This window comes from Emticicia sp. CRIBPO, assembly GCF_009905725.1.
Classification (GTDB): domain Bacteria; phylum Bacteroidota; class Bacteroidia; order Cytophagales; family Spirosomataceae; genus Leadbetterella.
Map to the genome: position 1 here is coordinate 81,756 of NZ_JAAAKV010000008.1, position 19,246 is coordinate 101,001.

At 41.8% G+C, this 19,246-nt stretch carries 18 protein-coding genes; 13 read left to right on the forward strand and 5 right to left on the reverse strand.

Annotation, left to right across the window (positions count from 1 at the left end; genetic code table 11):
• Positions 1-11: 11 nt before the first annotated feature.
• Positions 12-695, forward strand: coding sequence for a cell division ATP-binding protein FtsE (locus GVN16_RS17140; RefSeq protein ID WP_166565154.1), 684 nt, complete (start codon positions 12-14; stop codon positions 693-695).
• Here GVN16_RS17140 and GVN16_RS17145 read toward each other — a convergent pair.
• From GVN16_RS17145 to kdsB, 3 genes are all read right to left on the reverse strand, one after another.
• Complete coding sequence (locus GVN16_RS17145; RefSeq protein WP_166565155.1) at positions 679-1,389, reverse strand: hypothetical protein; 711 nt, start codon at positions 1,387-1,389, stop codon at positions 679-681. The genes GVN16_RS17140 and GVN16_RS17145 overlap by 17 nt on opposite strands.
• Before the next feature lies 1 nt (position 1,390).
• Complete coding sequence (locus GVN16_RS17150) at positions 1,391-2,956, reverse strand: PglZ domain-containing protein (RefSeq protein WP_166565156.1); 1,566 nt, start codon at positions 2,954-2,956, stop codon at positions 1,391-1,393.
• A 90-nt stretch (positions 2,957-3,046) separates the two neighbouring features.
• Entirely contained in the window at positions 3,047-3,796 is a 750-nt protein-coding gene (gene kdsB, locus GVN16_RS17155) for a 3-deoxy-manno-octulosonate cytidylyltransferase (protein ID WP_166565157.1), read from the reverse strand.
• A 137-nt stretch (positions 3,797-3,933) separates the two neighbouring features.
• Between kdsB and GVN16_RS17160 the strand changes: the two genes are divergently transcribed.
• From GVN16_RS17160 to GVN16_RS17210, 11 genes are all read left to right on the forward strand, one after another.
• A complete protein-coding gene (locus GVN16_RS17160; RefSeq protein WP_166565158.1) occupies positions 3,934-4,827 on the forward strand; it encodes a LysM peptidoglycan-binding domain-containing protein in 894 nt (297 codons plus the stop codon).
• A 30-nt stretch (positions 4,828-4,857) separates the two neighbouring features.
• Complete coding sequence (locus tag GVN16_RS17165; protein ID WP_166565159.1) at positions 4,858-5,634, forward strand: TIGR02757 family protein; 777 nt, start codon at positions 4,858-4,860, stop codon at positions 5,632-5,634.
• Positions 5,635-5,734: 100 nt separating this feature from the next.
• Complete coding sequence (locus GVN16_RS17170; protein WP_166565160.1) at positions 5,735-6,607, forward strand: aldose 1-epimerase; 873 nt, start codon at positions 5,735-5,737, stop codon at positions 6,605-6,607.
• A 46-nt stretch (positions 6,608-6,653) separates the two neighbouring features.
• On the forward strand, positions 6,654-7,238 hold the full coding sequence (locus GVN16_RS17175; protein ID WP_166565161.1) for a bifunctional nuclease family protein: 585 nt from the start codon (positions 6,654-6,656) through the stop codon (positions 7,236-7,238).
• Positions 7,239-7,321: 83 nt separating this feature from the next.
• Entirely contained in the window at positions 7,322-8,170 is an 849-nt protein-coding gene (locus GVN16_RS17180) for a 1-acyl-sn-glycerol-3-phosphate acyltransferase (protein WP_166565162.1), read from the forward strand.
• A gap of 75 nt (positions 8,171-8,245) precedes the next feature.
• Positions 8,246-9,124 (forward strand): ABC transporter permease, encoded by an 879-nt coding sequence (locus GVN16_RS17185; RefSeq protein WP_166565163.1) that lies wholly within the window; start codon positions 8,246-8,248, stop codon positions 9,122-9,124.
• A gap of 10 nt (positions 9,125-9,134) precedes the next feature.
• Positions 9,135-9,392 (forward strand): DUF3098 domain-containing protein, encoded by a 258-nt coding sequence (locus GVN16_RS17190; protein WP_166565164.1) that lies wholly within the window; start codon positions 9,135-9,137, stop codon positions 9,390-9,392.
• 7 nt (positions 9,393-9,399) lie between these two features.
• Positions 9,400-10,185 (forward strand): undecaprenyl-diphosphate phosphatase, encoded by a 786-nt coding sequence (locus GVN16_RS17195; RefSeq protein WP_166565165.1) that lies wholly within the window; start codon positions 9,400-9,402, stop codon positions 10,183-10,185.
• Positions 10,185-10,889 (forward strand): tRNA pseudouridine(55) synthase TruB, encoded by a 705-nt coding sequence (gene truB, locus GVN16_RS17200; RefSeq protein WP_166565166.1) that lies wholly within the window; start codon positions 10,185-10,187, stop codon positions 10,887-10,889. Before GVN16_RS17195 ends, truB begins: the two co-directional genes overlap by 1 nt.
• Positions 10,873-11,808, forward strand: a complete 936-nt coding sequence (locus GVN16_RS17205; protein WP_166565167.1) for a bifunctional riboflavin kinase/FAD synthetase — start codon at positions 10,873-10,875, stop codon at positions 11,806-11,808. Before truB ends, GVN16_RS17205 begins: the two co-directional genes overlap by 17 nt.
• A complete protein-coding gene (locus tag GVN16_RS17210; protein WP_166565168.1) occupies positions 11,798-13,519 on the forward strand; it encodes a hypothetical protein in 1,722 nt (573 codons plus the stop codon). Before GVN16_RS17205 ends, GVN16_RS17210 begins: the two co-directional genes overlap by 11 nt.
• Here the strand turns inward: GVN16_RS17210 and pheA are convergent.
• Positions 13,516-14,589, reverse strand: a complete 1,074-nt coding sequence (pheA, locus tag GVN16_RS17215; RefSeq protein ID WP_166565169.1) for a prephenate dehydratase — start codon at positions 14,587-14,589, stop codon at positions 13,516-13,518. The two genes, GVN16_RS17210 and pheA, sit on opposite strands and share 4 nt — an antisense overlap.
• Before the next feature lie 81 nt (positions 14,590-14,670).
• Positions 14,671-16,551, reverse strand: a complete 1,881-nt coding sequence (locus GVN16_RS17220) for a DNA topoisomerase IV subunit B (RefSeq protein WP_166565170.1) — start codon at positions 16,549-16,551, stop codon at positions 14,671-14,673.
• 194 nt (positions 16,552-16,745) lie between these two features.
• On the opposite strand from GVN16_RS17220, the gene GVN16_RS17225 reads away from it, so the two are divergent.
• The gene (locus tag GVN16_RS17225) at positions 16,746-19,241 is read left to right on the forward strand and encodes an SLBB domain-containing protein (protein WP_166565171.1); all 2,496 of its coding nucleotides are present in this window, start codon (positions 16,746-16,748) and stop codon (positions 19,239-19,241) included.
• Positions 19,242-19,246: the final 5 nt, after the last annotated feature.

A 19,246-nucleotide genomic window follows, 5' to 3' on the forward strand; every position in this document is an offset into this window, starting at 1 on the left:
TCTTTCGCTTCATGGAACAGGCCGTCATATCGCTTCAACATGCTTTTATTTACCAAAAGGAAAAGTTGGTCCTTTCAGATGTCAATTTTGAAATACCCAAAGGCGAATTTGTTTACCTGATCGGCAAAACCGGCAGTGGTAAATCTTCACTCCTCAGAACGCTCTACGCTGACTTATGGCTTGAAAAAGGCAAAGCAGACGTGGTAGGCTTCAAACTTCACGAAATCAAATCAAAGGACATTCCTTTTTTAAGACGCAAGATCGGGATCGTTTTCCAGGATTTTCAGTTATTGTCTGACCGTAATATTGTTCAGAATCTCCGTTTCTTTATGAAAGCCATGGGCTGGACAGTGGCCTCTGAAATCGATCAGCGTATCAGCGAGGTGCTGGTGCTGGTAGGTTTGCCTGATGTACTGACCAAGATGCCTCACCAGCTTTCGGGCGGGGAACAGCAGAGAATTGCTATTGCAAGGGCTTTACTGAACAACCCGGACATTATCCTGGCTGACGAACCAACCGGCAACCTTGATCCTGAGAAGTCTATTGAGATATTAAAGTTGTTTTTCAAGATCAATGAAGTGTCACAGACTTCTGTGCTGATGGCTACTCATGGGCTTGATCTGATAGAGCGTTTCCCAAAGAGGACTTTATACTGTGACAACGGTCAGATCAAGGACCTTACAGAAACCCCGTAAAGCCTACTTTTACCTGGAACTGGTTCGGGACAACCACTTTCTTCTCAAAATACACTTCAGCAGCAGAGTTGACCAAAACACTTTTCCTGTCCATTTGTCTGACAGGATTTGATCCGTTTACATAAATACCGATATCAATATATTTAGCCGCCTGACCTTCGCGTGACGCCTTGATGCCTATGCCGGCACCTGCACCATAGTTCAATGCCACAGAGTTCATTTTATCGATCTTGTACTGCTCTTCGTCAGATACATTTTCCATGATCCTGGCATTATAAAGCTTTGGTCCTGAAAACACATCAACGTAAGGGTTTATTTTGGAAGACCACAGGACAGGCCTGTATCTCACGTACAAGTTGAGCCAGAATTCTGAATAAGACACATAAAAGTTACCTCCGTACTGGTTGATGATGTCTTTTTGTTTGTTGCCCTGATAGCCAAATTCGCCTCCGGTAAAAAGCCTGGAGCTTCTCATCTGTTTTTTGAAGGGATTGACGAGGTAAACCATCGTTACACCAAAAGTGGAAGCCGGGTCGTCAATAGATTTTAAGTAGTTTTTATAAGAACCGGTAGGGTAGCCTTTCATGAGGCTTATGGTATAAGACGCTTTGTCGAAACCTTCAGTGGTTTCCGCCTGTCCATAAGCCCCAGAAAAGATCATCAGGGCCATCATGACCCTCAGCAGTTTTTTCATCCTATTTTGCCTTTAAATATGCCACAGGCACAATAATTTCTTCAAGTGAGATACCTCCGTGCTGAAAAGTATCCTTATAATGACTTACATAATGATTGTAATTATTCGGATACGCGAAAAAATAATCGGAGGTGGTAAAGAAGTATGCCGTCGAAACATTCGGACTCGGTAATTTGAACTGTTCAGGCCTCCTTACTTCCAGAACGTGGTCGTTTTTGTCATCCAGGTTCAGGTTTTTACCTTGTTTGTATCTCAGGTTGGTGTTGACGTTCCTGTCCCCGACAATCCTCTTCGGGTTTTTGACTTTCACCATACCGTGGTCGGTTGTAATGACCAGTCTTCCGTTTTTGGAAGCAATGCTCTTCAGCAGGTCCAGCATCGGGGAGTGCTCTATCCACGAGCGGGTAATGGATCTGTAGGCCGCTTCGTCGGGAGCAAGCTCTTTAATCATGTTCATGTCTGTACGGGCATGAGAAAGCATATCCACGAAGTTATAAACCACAACAATCAGGTCGTCTTTGAGCAGGTTGTTGAAGTTATCTACCAATGATTTCCCCTGGTTGTTGTTGAGGATTTTATGGTATGAAAACTTGGTGTTTTTGTTCATTTTTTTGAGCTGACGTCTCAAAAACTCGTCTTCATTCTTATTCAGCCCTTCTTCGTTGTCCCCCTCATCATTGACCCACAGGTCAGGATGTTGTTTGGCCATATCATAAGGGGTTAGCCCTGAGAAAATAGCATTACGGGCATAAGAAGTGGCTGTTGGGAGGATAGAATAGTAAGTATCATCTTCTTCTATCACAAAAAGGTCCGAGATCAGTTCCTGCATCAGTTTCCACTGATCCAGCCTGAAATTATCAATAAGGATAAAGAAAAGGGGAGAGTTGTCTTCCAGTAAAGGGAAAACTTTCTTTTTTAATAAATTATGAGACAACAACGGTCTTTCCGCATTGGGATCCGACATCCACGAAGCATAGTTTTCTTCAATGAACCTGCAGAATTTATTATTGGCTTCGGATTTCTGCATGTTGAATACTTCATCCATCGAGTTGTCCACAGATTTGTCAAGCTCAAGCTCCCAGTAAACCAGTTTTTTATAGATATCGGCCCACTCTTCAAAATTGATGTGGTCGTTATACTGCATGGTGATGTTTCTGAAATCCTGCATGTAATTCAGGTTCGTCTTTTCAGAAACCAGCCTTTTGTTATCCAGGATTTTTTTGGCAGAAAGTAAAATCTGCTTCGGATTGATGGGCTTGATCAGGTAATCGGCGATTTTCGAACCGATGGCATCTTCCATGATGTGCTCTTCTTCAGACTTGGTGATCATCACTACCGGTATGGAAGGTTTGATGACTTTTATCTGTGCCAGGGTATCCAGTCCGGTCATACCGGCCATCATCTCATCCAGGAAAATAAGGTCAAAATTTTGTTTTTCCACAAGGTCAAGGGCGTCGGCACCGCTGGGTACGGGTGTCACATCATAGCCTTTGCCTTCCAGAAATAAAATATATGGTTTCAGCAGATCAATTTCATCGTCTGCCCAGAGTATCGAATATCGTTGCATAAATTACGTTTGTTAGTTAAAATGATTTATTTTATGGCTACCTGTCATTAATTAAAGGAAGTACTCCTGTTATACTAATGTTCCAAACCCTCATTTATTGTCAAATAACGCTTTGATTTTAATCAGATCTTCCGGAGTGTCTACTCCGAAACTCTCATATTCTGTTTCCTTGACCTGTATTTTGTAGCCATAACCCAGCCACCTGAGCTGTTCCAGTTTTTCAGTATTTTCCAGAGGCGAAACCGGGATTTTTACTATTTGTTCCAGAACATCCGACCTGAAAGCGTAAATTCCGATGTGCTTAAAGAAATCACAGAAATTCATCCATTCTTCCAGTTCCTTACCCCTGACATAAGGGATCGTCTGCCGGCTGAAATAAAGTGCCTGCCTACGCATGGTCAATACTACCTTAACTACATTCGGGTTGGTTAGTTCTTCAATATCGGTAATTTTTTTTGCTGAAGTAGCAATTTCAGTCTTAAAATCCAGAAAATTGGACAGGGCATCAATCACATCCGGCTGAATAAAAGGTTCATCACCCTGGATATTGATGGCATAATCGAACTCCGTTTCGCCTCCGTACAGCTTCAATACCTCGGCACAGCGGTCTGTACCGCTCGGATGTGAAGTATCTGTCATTGTCACTTCTCCGCCAAAAGAAACGACATGATCGTATATCCTCTGGTCATCGGTTGCCACAACCACTTTTTTGAGAGATTTTGCCTGTGAACATTGCTCATATACCCTCTGGATGATTGTCTTTCCTCCGATTTCTACCAAAGGTTTGCCTGGAAACCTTGTTGATTCAAAACGGGCCGGAATAATGCCGATAATTTTCATTTTTAGAATTTTAAAATTTGAAAGGCAAAATTATATAAGAAAAGAAATTTTGAGTCGTTTTCATGAATAAAATCCTCAACTAATCGATAAAAATGTTAAATTTGTGTCATTGTTTTCCTGATAACCCAAAAAATATAATGAAGAAGTTCCTGACACTGGCCATATTTATGGCCTCGATCGTACATTCATACGGTCGGAATTACCATCCTGTTGATTCTGTGGGCCTTGAAACTAAAAACGGCCTTGTATTTATACTGCATAAAGTTGAGGCAGGGCAAACCCTCTATAGCCTGTCCAAAAGATACAAATGTAATATCAGCGAGGTGATCGCCCTGAATGCTGAACTGAATGGCGATTTTGCAATAAAATCCGGACAACAGATCAGTTTCCCTTATATTAAGAACGGAAGCCAGGTAAAAGCTGCAGAACCCAAAGCCAAAGAAGTGAGGGTTATATCCGAAACACAGAAGGTAGGGCAGGTGGAAGAAGCAGATCCGGGATTGATGAATGCCCATGTTTTTCATGTGGTGAAAGATGGTGAAACCGTCTATTCGATCTCCCGCACTCATAATATATCACAGGAAGACCTCATCAGGATCAATAACATAACAGACCTGAGAATTATTCCGGAACAGAAACTTCTGATCGATAAATCTTACGCTGCGGTTAAGAAGAGTGTAAATGTCAATGAAATAAAGACCGGGGAAAATAAGCCTAAAGTGATTGCCACCACGATTCCGTCGACCATCAGGTTGAAAAAAGTAAAGGAAATAGGCATCGCGGAAGTGATTAACACGGGTAACAAAAGCAACAAACACCTGGCTTTACACAGAACGGCCCCGATAGGCTCCTTTCTGACGGTAACCAACGAAGCCACGGGAGACAGCGTCCAGGTCAAAGTGGTCGGAAATATGAATGAAGTAGGCTCTGACCAGGACATACTCGTGAAAATTTCCCCTTCGGCTTTCAGTAAATTAAAACCCCGCGACTCCAGGATCAGGGCTGCGGTTTCCTATAATATTCCCAGGTAACATCCGGGATATCATCTATTTGATTGGCTAATGTATAATTTTGAAGGAACGAGGGAGCTCTTAGAACGGAAATACCTGCAATTTAACCATATTGATTTTATAGAAAATGACCCGGTGAGCATCCCTCACCGGTTTTCTTTAAAGCAGGATATTGAAATCAGCGGCCTTTTTGCTTCTGTTTTTGCCTGGGGACAAAGAAAGACCATCATAGCCAAGACAAGTGAGTTGCTGCATCTGATGGATAACAGCCCGTATGACTTTGTCCTTCATCATTCAGATCATGATCTTAAGAACCTCGAAAAATTTAAGCACAGGACTTTCAACAGTACGGACACATTATATTTCGTTGAGTTTCTGAAGCAATATTATCAGCAATATGATTCGCTTGAAAACGCCTTTCTGAAAGGCATGAGCCCTGAAGATGTACATGTCAAAAAATCGCTTTCAGGGTTTTACAATATGTTTTTCAGTCTTGAAAATTATCCGCAGAGAACAAAAAAGCACATCTCTACTCCTGATAAAAACTCTGCCTGTAAAAGAATCAACATGTACCTGAGGTGGATGGTCAGGAAAGACGACCTGGGCGTGGACTTCGGGATCTGGTCTGAAATCAAACCCTCACAACTGATCTGCCCGTGTGATGTGCATGTGGAAAGGGTGGCAAGAAGACTGAACCTGGTAAGCAGGCCGAAAGCTGACTGGCAAATGGCTGAAGAACTCACTGCCAACCTCGCCATCATGGATGAAAATGACCCCGTTAAGTATGATTTTGCCCTTTTTGGGTTGGGAATTGAAAAATTTTTCTGATTCACTTCCTTGTCTTTTGGTTAATGTTTGTATTTTTGGTTGATCATAAACCCATTTCTCATACACACTAGAACCAAAAAACTATCCATTAAAGGAATCTATGAACTTAATTGAACTCTCAAATCCTGAGAACTCGGATCTGATTCAGGTAGATCCTGATTTCGGAGCTCAACTTACCCGGCTCGTATTAAACGGACAATCCTTGCTCAAATATCCTATAAAAGAAGACGACCCTAAAAAGGGGTATCCCTCTGCTTTTTTGTTTCCGTTTGCGAACAGGGTGAAAGACGGCAGGTTTGTATTTAATTCCCAGTCATACAGCCTTGAAATAAACGACCTCGAGCGGAACAATGCGATACACGGCCTGATTGCATTTGAAAAATTTGAAGTAGTTTCACAAACCGATAACAGTGTTTTCCTGGTCTATGAATATGAAGGAAACAAAAAAGGATTCCCGTTTCAGTTTAAATTTGGTGTGGAATATACGCTGGAGAAGCATTCCCTGACTGTCCGGATAGGGGTAAAGAATACAGGGCATAAGTCAATGCCTGCAAGTTTTGGCTGGCAGCCTTATTTTGGTTTTGACAATGAGCAAATCGGCAAGATGAGTGTGGAACTTCCGGCCAGGAGAAGTATTGACCTGGATGAAAGAAAACTTCCCTCAGGTACGGGCACTTTTTGTGAAAAAGAAGAAGTGTCGCTCCGTAATACGCTGATGGATAATGTTTTTGAACTGACAGACCAATCGGGTTTTTCAGAGATACTTCTGAAGTATGAAAATAAAGTTCTTAAAATAGAACAGGAGGTGAATGAACAAAGCCTGAATTATTTCGTTCTATATACACCACCGAACAGGACCTGTATCTCTATCGGCCCCCAGACGTCAAATATCGATGCTTTGAATAACTTGCAGGGACTCATGGTTCTTGAGGCAGGAAAAAGCCGCAGTTTTGTGATCAGAATTTCTTTTTAATAAGCCTCAGGCTTAAGCATTGACGATTTTATATTATATTTGCAAAGTGGAAAAAATAAAACTCGAAATATTAGATTTGTCTCCCAGCCAGGTTCAGGCAGGATCATTTACTTTAATTCTTTCAGAAGAACATGGCAACCGCAGACTTCCGATTATCATCGGGATGTTTGAGGCTCAGGCTATTGCCATAGAGATGGAGAACATTACTCCGACCAGACCCCTGACGCATGACTTATTCAAGTCATTTTCCAAATCATTTGATTTTATGGTGGAAGAGATTCAGATTTCTGATATTTCTGAAGGTGTCTTTTATTCCAAAATAGTGTGTACAGACGGCATCAGGCAGAAAAACATTGACGCCAGACCTTCTGACGCCATTGCGATTGCCCTGCGTTTTAACGCACCGCTTTACACTACGGATTATGTATTGAAAGAAGCTGGGATCAGCACAGATGACGTGAAAGCCTCAGACGAAGAACCTGAAGAGCCGAAGATCGTGAACGTCAAGTCAAAACAAGACCTGGTAAACTACGGCCTCGACGAACTGAAGAAAATGCTTGAGGAGGCCCTTGCCAGTGAAGAGTATGAAAAAGCGGCTAAAATCAGGGATGAAATAGACAGAAGGAATTAAAACTGCGTATAAATAAATTCACAAATTCTTCTTTTTTGTATTTCAAATTAATATATTAGCTTTTTGAGATACCAATAACCTAGATGATTAAAACGCTAAAAAACTTTATTCCAATTGCCAATAATTCCCCGAATGTTTTTTTGAGAACGCTCTCAAAGTTCGACATTTTAGGTATTTTTGAGAAGGACCCTTTTGGTAATTGGTTAATATTAAAACGTTTAGTCGTTTTCGTAGCCGGATGGCCTACTTTCTGGAGAATAGCCGTAGCCAACAAGCTTAAGGTGGAAGGCACAGAATATCTCAAGGACCTGCCCAATACCAATGTTTTCTTTATTTCCAATCATCAGACTTATTTTGCGGATGTAATCACGTTTTACCACATTTTCTGTTCGGTAAAATGGGGTTTCGGAAACCGTCTTATACCGGTCTACCTGTTTTCTCCCCGTGCCCGTACTTTTTATATTGCCGCAAAAGAAACGATGAAATCGGGTCTGATTCCTAAAATCTTCAGTCTGGCCGGTGCCATTCTTGTGGAAAGAAGCTGGCGTGCCGAAGGGGAGAATGTCAAAAGGGATGTGGATAATTCTGCAGGAATCAATGTGGCAAAAGGACTTAAATTCGGCTGGGTCATCAGCTTTCCTCAGGGAACTACCAGCCCTTATGCTCCGGTAAGAAAAGGCACTGCCCACATTATTATGGCTAATAACCCGATTGTAGTTCCCGTGGTGATCAACGGATTCAGGAGGGCGTTTAATAAAACCGGGCTTTCCTATAAGAAAAGAAATACGGAGTTAAGCGTAAAGTTCAAGGAGCCTATCTATTTCAGGCCTGACCAGAGCCTTGAAGAGATCACGGAGATCGTTAAGAACATCATAGAGCAGAATATGCCTGAGAGAATAGCGGAATGGAAGTCAAACGCACCGGAGGGCTGAAATAGTTAAAATTGTTTAATTGAAATCCGAATAATTAATAAATATCTATATTTGCATTAAATAGAAGCATAGATCATGAATTTTAACAGAAATCTGGGCAATTATCCCGGAACTCTTATAACAATAAGTTTAAGTGTTGCACTTTTCCTGATAGGTTTCTGTGGATGGATTGCTCTGACTTCAAAAGAACTCATCAAATTTGTCAAGCAAAATATAGAGGTTCAGGTATATCTTGAAAAGGGCCTTGACCCGGCAGAAACCAATAAAATCAGGGATGAAATTCTGAAAACAGGTTTTGTAGAAATTATTAACGGTAAGCCGGCGGTCAGTTTTATCACTAAAGAAGCCGCGGCGAAAGCATTTTTTGAAGAAACTAAAGAAAGCTACCAGGACATTTTGGGCGATAATCCTTTCAGGGACGCTTATTCTTTTAAGGTCAATGAGGCCAGTTTCGGAGAAGCCAATCTCAAAAAGGTGAAAACGGAGGTAGAGAAAATAAAGGGTGTTTTTGAAGTAGACTATGCCCGGGATTTTGTAAAAGGAATCATCAGCAATGTCAATAAGGTGTACACGCTGCTGGCTATTGTGGTGATCATTTTCTTTGTAGCGACTATTCTGCTTATCAATAACACCATCAAACTCGCTTTGTATTCCCAGCGGTTTATCATCAGGACCATGCAGCTGGTAGGGGCTACCAACGGATTTATTCAGAAGCCTTTTATCCTCAAAGGCATGGTGCAGGGGCTGGTGGCCAGCCTGGTGGCGATTGTGCTGGTTTTTATTACACAGAAAATAGCTGTTTCCCAGATTGAAGGGCTTTCGCTGATCCAGAATAATTATTCAATGCTTATCCTAGGTGGCATTTTAGTTGTTTTAGGGCCGGTGATTGGTGTTTCAAGCACTTTTCAGTCGATTATCAGGTATTTAAAAATGGATTTGGACGAACTTTATTAATATATCAAAAATGAAAGAAACTAAGAAAAATTCTGAAGGTACGGCTTCGGTTGAAAGCAATGCAGCAGATCAGCAGGCTTTGCCATTTGGAAAAAGTAACTATACAGTCATGCTGGCAGGTCTTGCAATGATCATTGCCGGTTATTTTATCATGACCCTTGACAAAGAAGAATTCGGATTTGGTTTTTTAGGAATAACATTAGGGCCTGTCATTACCTTCCTGGGCTTTGTTGTTGAATTTTATGCCATCCTGAAAAAGAAATCCTGATTAACATATGAACATAGTTCAAGCTATTATTCTGGCCATCATTGAGGGCTTAACCGAGTTTTTACCTGTATCGTCTACAGGACATATGATCATCGCTTCATCTTTCTTCGGAATTGCCCATGATGACTTCACGAAACTCTTTACGATTGTAATCCAGTTAGGAGCCATTCTTTCTGTTGTTATTTTGTACTTCAAGCGTTTCTTTCAGACCCTGGATTTTTATTTCAAGCTGATTGTGGCTTTTGTTCCGGCGGTCGTTTTAGGTTTATTGTTAAGCGATTATATCGATGCTTTGCTTGAAAACCCGGTAACGGTGGCTATCTCTCTTGTTTTGGGAGGTTTGTTGCTGCTGAAAGTAGACGACTGGTTTAAAGATTCTAAAGAAACGGAGATTTCATACCTTACGGCTTTGAAAATCGGCTTTTTCCAATGTCTGGCTATGATTCCGGGGGTATCCAGGAGCGGTGCCAGTATAGTGGGGGGGATGTCTCAGAATTTATCAAGGACAACCGCCGCCGAGTTTTCTTTCTTCCTGGCTGTTCCGACCATGCTGGGAGCTACGGCGAAAAAAGTATATGATTACTATAAAGCCGGCCTTGTTTTGTCTTCTGAAGAAGTGAATATACTGATTATTGGTAATGTAGTGGCCTTTTTAGTAGCCATGCTCGCCATTAAGACCTTTATCGGTTATCTTAACAGGAATGGTTTCAGGATATTCGGATACTATAGAATCATTGCCGGCATCGCCATTCTTCTGATTCACTTCTTTGTGCAAAAGCTAACCATCATTTAATGACAGCCGAGGAATATCTGGAAGGGCAGGTTTTACTGCTCGACAAACCATTGACCTGGTCTTCATTTCAACTGGTTAATAAGCTTAAATGGAGTCTTAAGAAATACAAAGGACTTAATAAACTGAAAATCGGTCACGCCGGAACGCTTGATCCTCTTGCCACGGGCTTATTGATAGTATGCACAGGTAAATTCACGAAGAGGATAGAAGAGCTTCAGGGAATGCCGAAGGAATATACCGGTACCTTTACGATCGGAGCCACAACGCCTTCATATGATCTTGAAACTGAAGTTGACCAGGTTTTCCCGGTTGACCATATCAAGGAAGAACTGATACTTGATACCACCCGGCAATTTATGGGGGAAATAGATCAGAAACCTCCTGTGTTTTCTGCGATCAAGAAAGATGGCGTGAGGCTTTACGAACACGCCAGAAAAGGCACTGAAGTGGAAATAGCCTCCAGGAAAACCACCATTTACGAATTTGAAATTACAAGGGTGGCGTTGCCTGAAGTAGACTTCAGGGTAGTATGCTCCAAAGGAACCTACATCCGCTCCCTGGCCTATGATTTTGGGACTGCTCTTGGATCGGGAGCACACTTAAGTAGCCTGAGAAGAACCAAAATCGGTGATTTTCTTGTTACAGAAGCTAAATCTGTAGAAGACTTTGTTAACGAATTGAAAGACAGTGAAAGTTTATTATAAAATTTCCGACTTTAAACCTTTGGGTAATGCTGCTGTAACCAGCGGCACTTTCGATGGTGTCCATCTGGGCCATCAGAAGATCATCAACAGGCTGAATGAAATAGCTCAGGCTAATCATTGCGAGACCGTGGTGATTACTTTCTGGCCACATCCGAGGCTGGTGATTTCTCCGAACGCTGAAGATTTTAAGCTGCTCAATACCATAGATGAAAAAATAGCCTTGCTTGAGGGTATGGGCATCAATCATTTGCTGATCCTGCCGTTTACCCGCGAGTTTTCGGAGCTGAGTTCTGAGCAATACATCGAAGATATTCTGATCAACGGGATCGGTACCAAGATTCTGGTGATTGGCTACGACCACAGATTCGGAAAGAACAGGGAAGGGGGGATGGATTACTTGGTGAAGAATTCGAACCGTTTTAAAATCCAGATCGAGGAAATTCCCCGCCAGGAAATTGAGAATATTACCATCAGTTCTACCAAAGTCAGAAATGCTGTGGCAGATGGAGAGATTGAGGCGGCGAATGAATTGCTGGGACGTAATTATTCGTTTTCGGGGGTGGTGGTAAAAGGCCGCCAACTGGGAAGAACCATCGGTTTTCCTACTGCCAACGTACAATTGTCGAAGAATTATAAGTTATTGCCCAAGAACGGTGTTTATGGGGTTAAAACCCATTTGAGAGGCCGTGACTACCAGGGAATCATGAATATCGGTAACCGGCCCACCGTTGACGGGGTTGGCAGAACACAGGAAGTTCATATCTTTGATTTTGATGACGATATTTATGGTGAAAACCTTGAGGTGGAATTGTTGTTTTTTATCAGAGATGAACAAAAGTTCGATTCCATCAAAGACCTGATTCAACAAATCGAAACGGACTGTAACGAAGTAAAAAAAAGATTAAATCATGCTGACTGATACTATTTACAAGAAGAGTTTTTTTTTCATTTTGTCTGCGATAATCATCGGGGCATTATGGTATTTCCAATCGCTGATTCTTGTCAATGTTCCTTTCTGGGATGATTTTCATGGGATTATCCTGCCGGTATATGATATGCTGTCGGATATTCCCCTTTATGATAAGCTGGTGGCTCTTTTTTCTCAGAACAATGAGCACCGGATTGCCAACGACCGCCTTTTCATGTGGCTGGTTTACCTGATCAAAGGCAATTTTGACATGCGTTTTATGGCTTTGCTCGGGTTTCTGAACCTGATAGGCATATTCTGGATATTTATCAAGGTATTTCAGAACGAGAAAGTGTCTTTGTTCTTTCTGATCCCGCCGCTTTTCTTTTTGTTTCAGCCTCAGTATTTTGAGAGTCTGCAGTCGCTGATGGTTCCTTTTCAGAACTTTTCAGTAATATTTTATGCGTTTCTGGCTTTTTACCTTGTCATTTACAAGAATAAGTTTTCATACCCTCTGGCCTTCTTCCTTTCTGCACTGGCCTTTTATACCCATGGAAACGGTGTTTTTGTGTTCATCATCTGTGCTATTATTATCTTCCTGACTGCTCCCAGAAAGCATTTCATTCTTTGGGTGATTTTCTCAACATTGGCTATACTTTCTTATTTTTACCATTATAAAAAACCGGACTGGAATGCGAGCTCTTCGCCGCTGGAGCGTCCTGTTGAGTCTTTCTTTTACTTTTTTGAATTCCTCGGCTCTTTCGGTCTGACTTATGTTGAGATGTCGACAACATTGCTGAATTCGTCTCTCAAGAAAATATTCCCGACCGTTCTGGGCTTTTTGATCTCAGGCTGGTTTATTTATGTTTTCTTTCTTAAAAATCCACTTAAGTTCAATCTGCGTCAGATAGACGCACAGCTGAAAAAACTGGGTCAATCCCGTCTGGAATTGTTCGTATTGGCTTGTATCTTCTTTTTCTTGTTTACTGGCGTTATTCTGGCTGCACACCGCACGGGGTTCCCGATCATGAGCCGGTACACTATTAACTCAGCACTTATGGTGGCTGTGGTTTACATGTACATGGTCTATCATGCTTCTGCAAAGGGCAAAAAAGTTTTGTTCAATGTTTTCACCCTGATAGGCATTTCTTATCTGTTCCTGAGTTATTATAACAACTGGGACCTGGCCATCCAGAAACGGAAGCTGGGCATTACTGACGGTATAAACTGGGAGAAAAACAGGATGTGGACGAATCAGTATTTCAGTTCTGAACACACGAAAAACCTGAATCACCTGCTGGACAAACCCTATGATGAGAAAATGTATTTTTTCCCTGAAAGTGGCCTTGACAGGTTAAATACTGCTGTTTATTCCAATAAGATAGCTCCTGTGCAGACGAGTTTTGATGGCTTTGCCCTGGGGATAGTGGACACCGAGCAGGATCCGTGGACATTGGACAATGAATCGGGAATATATTATCTTTTTGAGAATGAGAAACACAGTTTTATCATTCCCGGTTTTCACCTTAAGAATGGTTTTCTGAATTTTCTGACATCAGGGAAATATTATTCCGGAGTGGTGAAATCAAACCTGAGTACCCAACTTGTTCCTAACGAAAAGTATGAGATCATCAGGGTTGATTATAAGAAAGGACAATTGCTGAAAACGAAGACCGGTCAATTCTACGATAACAAGAATTACGGAGCTGACGCCAAAAACTAAGCGTTTCTGACGTAGCTTCCCAATACCTTAATATAATCACGGTGTTTTTTAATGATCTTCTGGAAGTTTTCATCTTTATGATAACCCAGAAGTTCAATAAAGAACCAGAAGTTAAAGTCTTCATCTCCTTTGAAAGGCCTGCTTTCAATTTTGGTCAGGTTAATGCCCACCTTTTTAAAATCCTGCAGAAAACCCGCAAGAATACCCGGCTTATCCGTATCCGGAAGCCTGGCTATGATCGTGGTCTTGTCATTGCCTGAGGGCTGATTCTCGAAGTTTTTCGAAAGTATAAAGAAACGCGTTCTGTTGTTGCTGTTGTCTTCGATGTTATTGAACAAAATAGGAATTCTGAACAACTTGGCTGCAATCTCACTGCAGATGGCTGCTGCCTCAGGATCTTCTGAAGCCAGTTTTGCAGCCTTGGAAGTTGATTCCACCTGGATTTCCTCCGGTTGGGTTTGTTCAAAATACTTATTAAGAAATCCGCGGCATTGGCGGAAGGCGATGTCTTTAGAATAGATCCTTTTGATCTTAGAAGGATTTTCTGCTTCTGTAGCCAACGTGAAATGAACCGGTATTTTCAACTCCGCAGCGATATTGACATTCATTTCGTTGAGTAAATCGACGGTCTCGTATACAATCCCCTCCTGGTTGTTCTCAATCGGAATGACCCCAAACTTGGCACGACTGGTGTCAACTGCTTCAAAGACCGATTTGATGGTCGGTAAAGTCATGTATTCACTGACAGCCCCGAAACGGCTTTCTGCAGCCTGGTGGGTAAAACTTCCTTCAGGACCCAGAAAAGCGATCCTTTCCGGCAGTTCGATATTCCTGGCCGCCGCGAATATTTCCAGGTAAATGGCTTCAATGGCCTGACGGTTTAAAGGGCCGTGGTTTTGGGCTTGCATCCTGTCCAGGATTTGTTTTTCCCTTTCCGGGCGGTAAATAACTGCTTTTGACTGTTTTTTGATTTCCCCTACGGTTTGAACCCAGGTCATTCTCTGGTTGATCAGCGAAAGCAACTGGTCGTCAATTTTATCTATTTCAATTCTAACTTCTTCTAAAGTCACTTTTTTTATGTTTAACGGGAATTAATATTCCGGCAAATATCCAGAATTTAACAAAAATAAAAAACCATAATCCGGAATTTGTTAATCTTCCAGCACCACAGGTTCACTGACGATGTCTTTTTCAATGATGAGGTTGTCGATGATAAACAGCTGTCGCTCCATCGTGTTTTTACCCATATAATAGGTAAGGATTTTCGGAATAGACGACTCTTTTTCCAAAATTACAGGGTCAAGACGGATATCTTTCCCGATAAAGTTCTCAAACTCGTGAGGAGAAATTTCTCCCAGTCCTTTAAATCGCGTTATTTCCGGTTTTCCGCCCAGTTTGGTGATGGCATTCCTTTTTTCCTCATCAGAATAGCAATAAATGGTCTCTTTTTTATTCCTGACCCTGAAAAGCGGGGTCTGAAGAATGAAAAGGTGTCCCTCCCTGACGACGTCCGGGAAAAACTGCAGGAAGAAGGTAAGCAGGAGTAAACGGATGTGGGAACCGTCAACATCCGCATCAGTGGCAATAATGATGTGGTTGAATCTCAGTCCTTCGATTCCGTTTTCGATATCAAGGGCGTGCTGAAGGAGGTTGAATTCTTCGTTTTCATAAACCACTTTTTTGCTTAGTCCGAAACAGTTCAGCGGTTTACCTCTTAAGCTGAAAACCGCCTGTGTTTCCGGGCTGCGGGCTTTGGTGATGGACCCGCTGGCAGAGTCTCCTTCTGTAATGAACAGCATGGTCTCCAGCCTGTCTTCGAACTTTTCGTCGCCGAGATGAAAACGGCAGTCTCTCAGTTTTTTATTATGAAGATTGGCTTTTTTTGCCCTTTCGTTGGCCAGTTTTTTGACTCCGGCCAGTTCTTTCCTTTCCCTTTCCGACTGCTCGATACGCTTTTTAATGGCGTCCTTGATGTCCGGGTGCATGTGCAGGAAATTATCCAGGTGTTCTTTGACAAAGTCATTGACAAATGTTCTGACCGTTGTTGAGTTATCCTCAGGAGAAATAGTGACGGAACCCAGCTTGGTTTTGGTCTGGGATTCGAAAACAGGTTCCTGTATCCTGACAGAAATGGCTCCGATGACCGACTGCCTGATATCTTCCGGGGCATAGTCCTTTCCGAAGTGATCTCTCACTGTCTTTACGATGGCTTCTTTAAAAGCCGAAAGGTGAGTACCCCCCTGTGTCGTATTCTGACCATTCACAAAAGAATAATATTCTTCGCCGTATTGGTTACCATGTGACATGGCCAGCTCAATGTCATAGCCTTTCAGATGGATGATACGGTATCTCAGGCTTTCTTCGTCGGTTTTTCTTTGCAGAAGGTCCAGAAGTCCGTTTTGAGAGATAAATTTCTTTTTATTGAAATTCAGGGTAAGTCCGGCATTCAGGTAACAGTAATTCCAGATCATGTTTTCGACATACTGAGGAATATAGTGGTAGTTTTTGAAAACCGTATTGTCAGGTTCAAAAATGACGAGGGTACCGTTCTTCTCGTTTGTTTTTTCAGTTTCTGATTGTGCGGTCAGCTCACCTTTATTGAATTCAGCCCATCTGGACTCGCCTTCTCTAAACGACTGGACCTTAAAATAGGAAGACAGGGCGTTGACTGCTTTTGTACCGACACCATTTAGTCCGACCGACTTCTGGAAGGCCTTGCTATCATATTTTGCCCCAGTATTTATCTTTGAAACCACGTCCACGAGCTTTCCGAGCGGAATTCCGCGGCCATAGTCACGGATGGTGACGACCCCCTCGTCCATGGAAATCTCGATAGACTTACCATGTCCCATTGCAAATTCGTCAATGCAATTATCCAAAACCTCTTTTAACAGTACGTAAATCCCATCGTCAGGAGAGGTACCGTCTCCCAATTTACCGATGTACATACCCGGCCTAAGCCTGATATGTTCTTTCCAATCCAAAGATTTTATACTGTCTTCATCATACCTGATTGCACTTTCATCTGCCATTTTAGAAAATCCTCCTTGTAAAAAATTGAAAAAATTATGAAAAACAATAACTATTTACTTACTTTGCATTACAAAGTTCTTTTGGATAGAAAATAAATCCTAAAAGAAATTAAATGAAAAAACTTCCGTTACTTTGTAAAAAAATGAGAACCAATAATAAAACACTTGTAAAAACTAACAAATATTTTTCATTTATGAATTTTTCCAAATTTAGGAATTCAGGGCGAATACAGAAAATTCTCCTTACAATAATATTAATTAATTTCGTTTTTACTTTCTCTTTTTCTCAAACCACACCTACAACGACCCCGACAGGAGGGACAACCCAGAAAGAAAAAGAAAATACGGACAACACCCCCAAACAGCAAACGCCTGTTAACAAAAACAATGCAGCAGCAGTACCAACCGGAATTAACACAGAACCAAAAGTAAACAGAGTTCCGGGTGTGGACATCAACACAACCAGGACAGCCGGTCTGACCCAGGGAGAAATCAGGGCGATCACAAAAGAAGATTCAATCAGGATGGCTAAAGAAGCCGAACTGGCAGAAGACCTGAGAAAAAGCAGTATCCGTAAGAGAATATTCGGCTATACCTTGTTCTCTAACGTTAAATTTGATCCGAATGCTACGCTCAACATTCCTACTCCGAATAATTATGTATTGGGGGCTAACGATAAACTTGTCCTGGATATCTACGGATATTCGCAGTACACCCAGGATGTAACAGTTAATCCGGACGGATATGTTACCTTATATAAAGCGGGACTTGTCAAAGTTTCCGGTCTGACCATCGAAGAGGCAGAAGCTAAAATTAAGAACGCTTTCTCAAAGATTTTCCTTGGTTTGAAAGGAACCGACGGATTTCCGCAGAATACTTTCCTTAAAATATCACTGGCAAGTGTCAGAGCCATCAAAGTCAACATCACCGGTGAAGTCATTGCTCCGGGAACCTACACCGTAACCTCATTAACTTCTGTTCTGAACGCCCTTTATGCCTGTGGTGGTCCTAACGAAATCGGTTCTTACCGTAACATTAAAATAATTAGGGGAAACAGGGTGATAAGTACCCTCGATTTGTATGATATAATTGTTAAAGGTCATTCAAAAGATAACGTTTTGTTGCGTGACCAGGACATTATCCAGGTGCCGCCGTTCGTATCCAGGGTTGCTGCAGAAGGCAACCTTAAAAGAAAAGGCCTTTTTGAGGTTTTACCTACCGAAAGCCTTGAGCAAACCCTTAATTTTGCAGGCGGGTTTGATCAGTATGCTTATACAGACAGGATAAAAGTTTACAGAAATACAACCAAAGAAAGAAAGATCCTTGATATTGAAAACCGCAATTTCAAATCTTTCCTGATTCAAAGCGGTGACTCTGTTGTGGTTGAAAAACTTCTTGACCGGTTTGAAAACCTCGTGTCTATCGAAGGGGCTGTTTTCAGGCCGGGAGAATATTCCCTTGACTCTAATCAGGATCTGTTATCACTTATAAAAAATGCAGAAGGACTAAGAGGCGATGCCCTTTCAGGAAGGATCATCATCATCAGAACTAACGAGGACCTTTCTGTAGGAAACCTTTCTGTCAGTCTTGACAACATCAAAACCGGGAAAAGCCCGAATTTAGAGCTGAAAAGAGAGGACCGTATTATTATCCCTTCTATTTTTGATCTTACAGAGGTCTCAACCGTCCGAATCCAGGGGGCCATTAATAACCCTGATGCTGAAGCCGGCGTGGAAATTCCGTATATCAAGAACATGACTATTGAAGATGTCATTGTCAGGGTAGGGGGACTTACTGAAGCGGCCTCGCTTTCAAGAATAGAGGTGGTGAGAAGAAAACGTAATGTTGACCCTACGCAGGCCAATGCCCAGGTAGCTGATATTTTTGAGTTCAATATCAATGCGGATTTTAGTGTTGAGGCCAAACTCTCTAATTTTACTTTGCTCCCTTTTGATGAGATCTTTGTAAGAACATCACCAAATTATGAGAAGCAGACTTATGTAACACTACAGGGTGAAGTGATTTATCCGGGCATTTACGGGATTAAAAACAAAGATGAGAAGATTTCCAATCTTATTGAAAGAGCAGGAGGCCTGACAGCGATTGCTTACACTTCAGGAGCCACTTTGCTAAGAAAGGTACAACTGAGCGACTATGAAATCCAGCAAAGACAGGAACTCATTGAAGATATCGCTACCATCGCTCCTATGACCGATACTGCTCCTACAGCTCAGATCAAAGAAGAGTCTATCGGGATTGACCTTGAAAAGATCATGAAGAACCCGAATTCTATTGATGATATTATCCTTCGTGATGGTGATGTGATCAGCATTCCTAAAAGACTTCAGACCGTGAGAATCCAGGGCGAGGTTTTATATCCTACCACCGTCAAGTTTTTACCAGGGTTTAAATTCATTGATTATATCTCAAAATCCGGTGGGTACACCCGCAGGTCATTGAAAAACAAGTCATTTGTATTGTATCCTAACGGCTCAATCGACAGGACCAGAAGATTCCTTTTTGTGAATATTTATCCTAAAATTGAACCAGGCTCAGAGATCATTATTCCGGCTAAGTCGCAAAATGCCCAGCAGCAACTTTCTCAACTTTCGACTTTGGTTACAACGATCAGCTCTACGTTAGCCACTATTGTTACCATTGTTGGGATTTTACAACTTTCAAAAAGATAACAGTT

Bases quoted from the DNA above. Each gene is read 5' to 3' on its own strand.
- GVN16_RS17140 (WP_166565154.1), top strand. From the start codon at position 12: ATGGAACAGGCCGTCATATCGCTTCAACATGCTTTTATTTACCAAAAG.
- GVN16_RS17145 (WP_166565155.1), bottom strand. From the start codon at position 1,389: ATGAAAAAACTGCTGAGGGTCATGATGGCCCTGATGATCTTTTCTGGG.
- GVN16_RS17150 (WP_166565156.1), bottom strand. From the start codon at position 2,956: ATGCAACGATATTCGATACTCTGGGCAGACGATGAAATTGATCTGCTG.
- kdsB (WP_166565157.1), bottom strand. From the start codon at position 3,796: ATGAAAATTATCGGCATTATTCCGGCCCGTTTTGAATCAACAAGGTTT.
- GVN16_RS17160 (WP_166565158.1), top strand. From the start codon at position 3,934: ATGAAGAAGTTCCTGACACTGGCCATATTTATGGCCTCGATCGTACAT.
- GVN16_RS17165 (WP_166565159.1), top strand. From the start codon at position 4,858: ATGTATAATTTTGAAGGAACGAGGGAGCTCTTAGAACGGAAATACCTG.
- GVN16_RS17170 (WP_166565160.1), top strand. From the start codon at position 5,735: ATGAACTTAATTGAACTCTCAAATCCTGAGAACTCGGATCTGATTCAG.
- GVN16_RS17180 (WP_166565162.1), top strand. From the start codon at position 7,322: ATGATTAAAACGCTAAAAAACTTTATTCCAATTGCCAATAATTCCCCG.
- GVN16_RS17185 (WP_166565163.1), top strand. From the start codon at position 8,246: ATGAATTTTAACAGAAATCTGGGCAATTATCCCGGAACTCTTATAACA.
- GVN16_RS17190 (WP_166565164.1), top strand. From the start codon at position 9,135: ATGAAAGAAACTAAGAAAAATTCTGAAGGTACGGCTTCGGTTGAAAGC.
- GVN16_RS17195 (WP_166565165.1), top strand. From the start codon at position 9,400: ATGAACATAGTTCAAGCTATTATTCTGGCCATCATTGAGGGCTTAACC.
- truB (WP_166565166.1), top strand. From the start codon at position 10,185: ATGACAGCCGAGGAATATCTGGAAGGGCAGGTTTTACTGCTCGACAAA.
- GVN16_RS17210 (WP_166565168.1), top strand. From the start codon at position 11,798: ATGCTGACTGATACTATTTACAAGAAGAGTTTTTTTTTCATTTTGTCT.
- GVN16_RS17220 (WP_166565170.1), bottom strand. From the start codon at position 16,551: ATGGCAGATGAAAGTGCAATCAGGTATGATGAAGACAGTATAAAATCT.
- GVN16_RS17225 (WP_166565171.1), top strand. From the start codon at position 16,746: ATGAATTTTTCCAAATTTAGGAATTCAGGGCGAATACAGAAAATTCTC.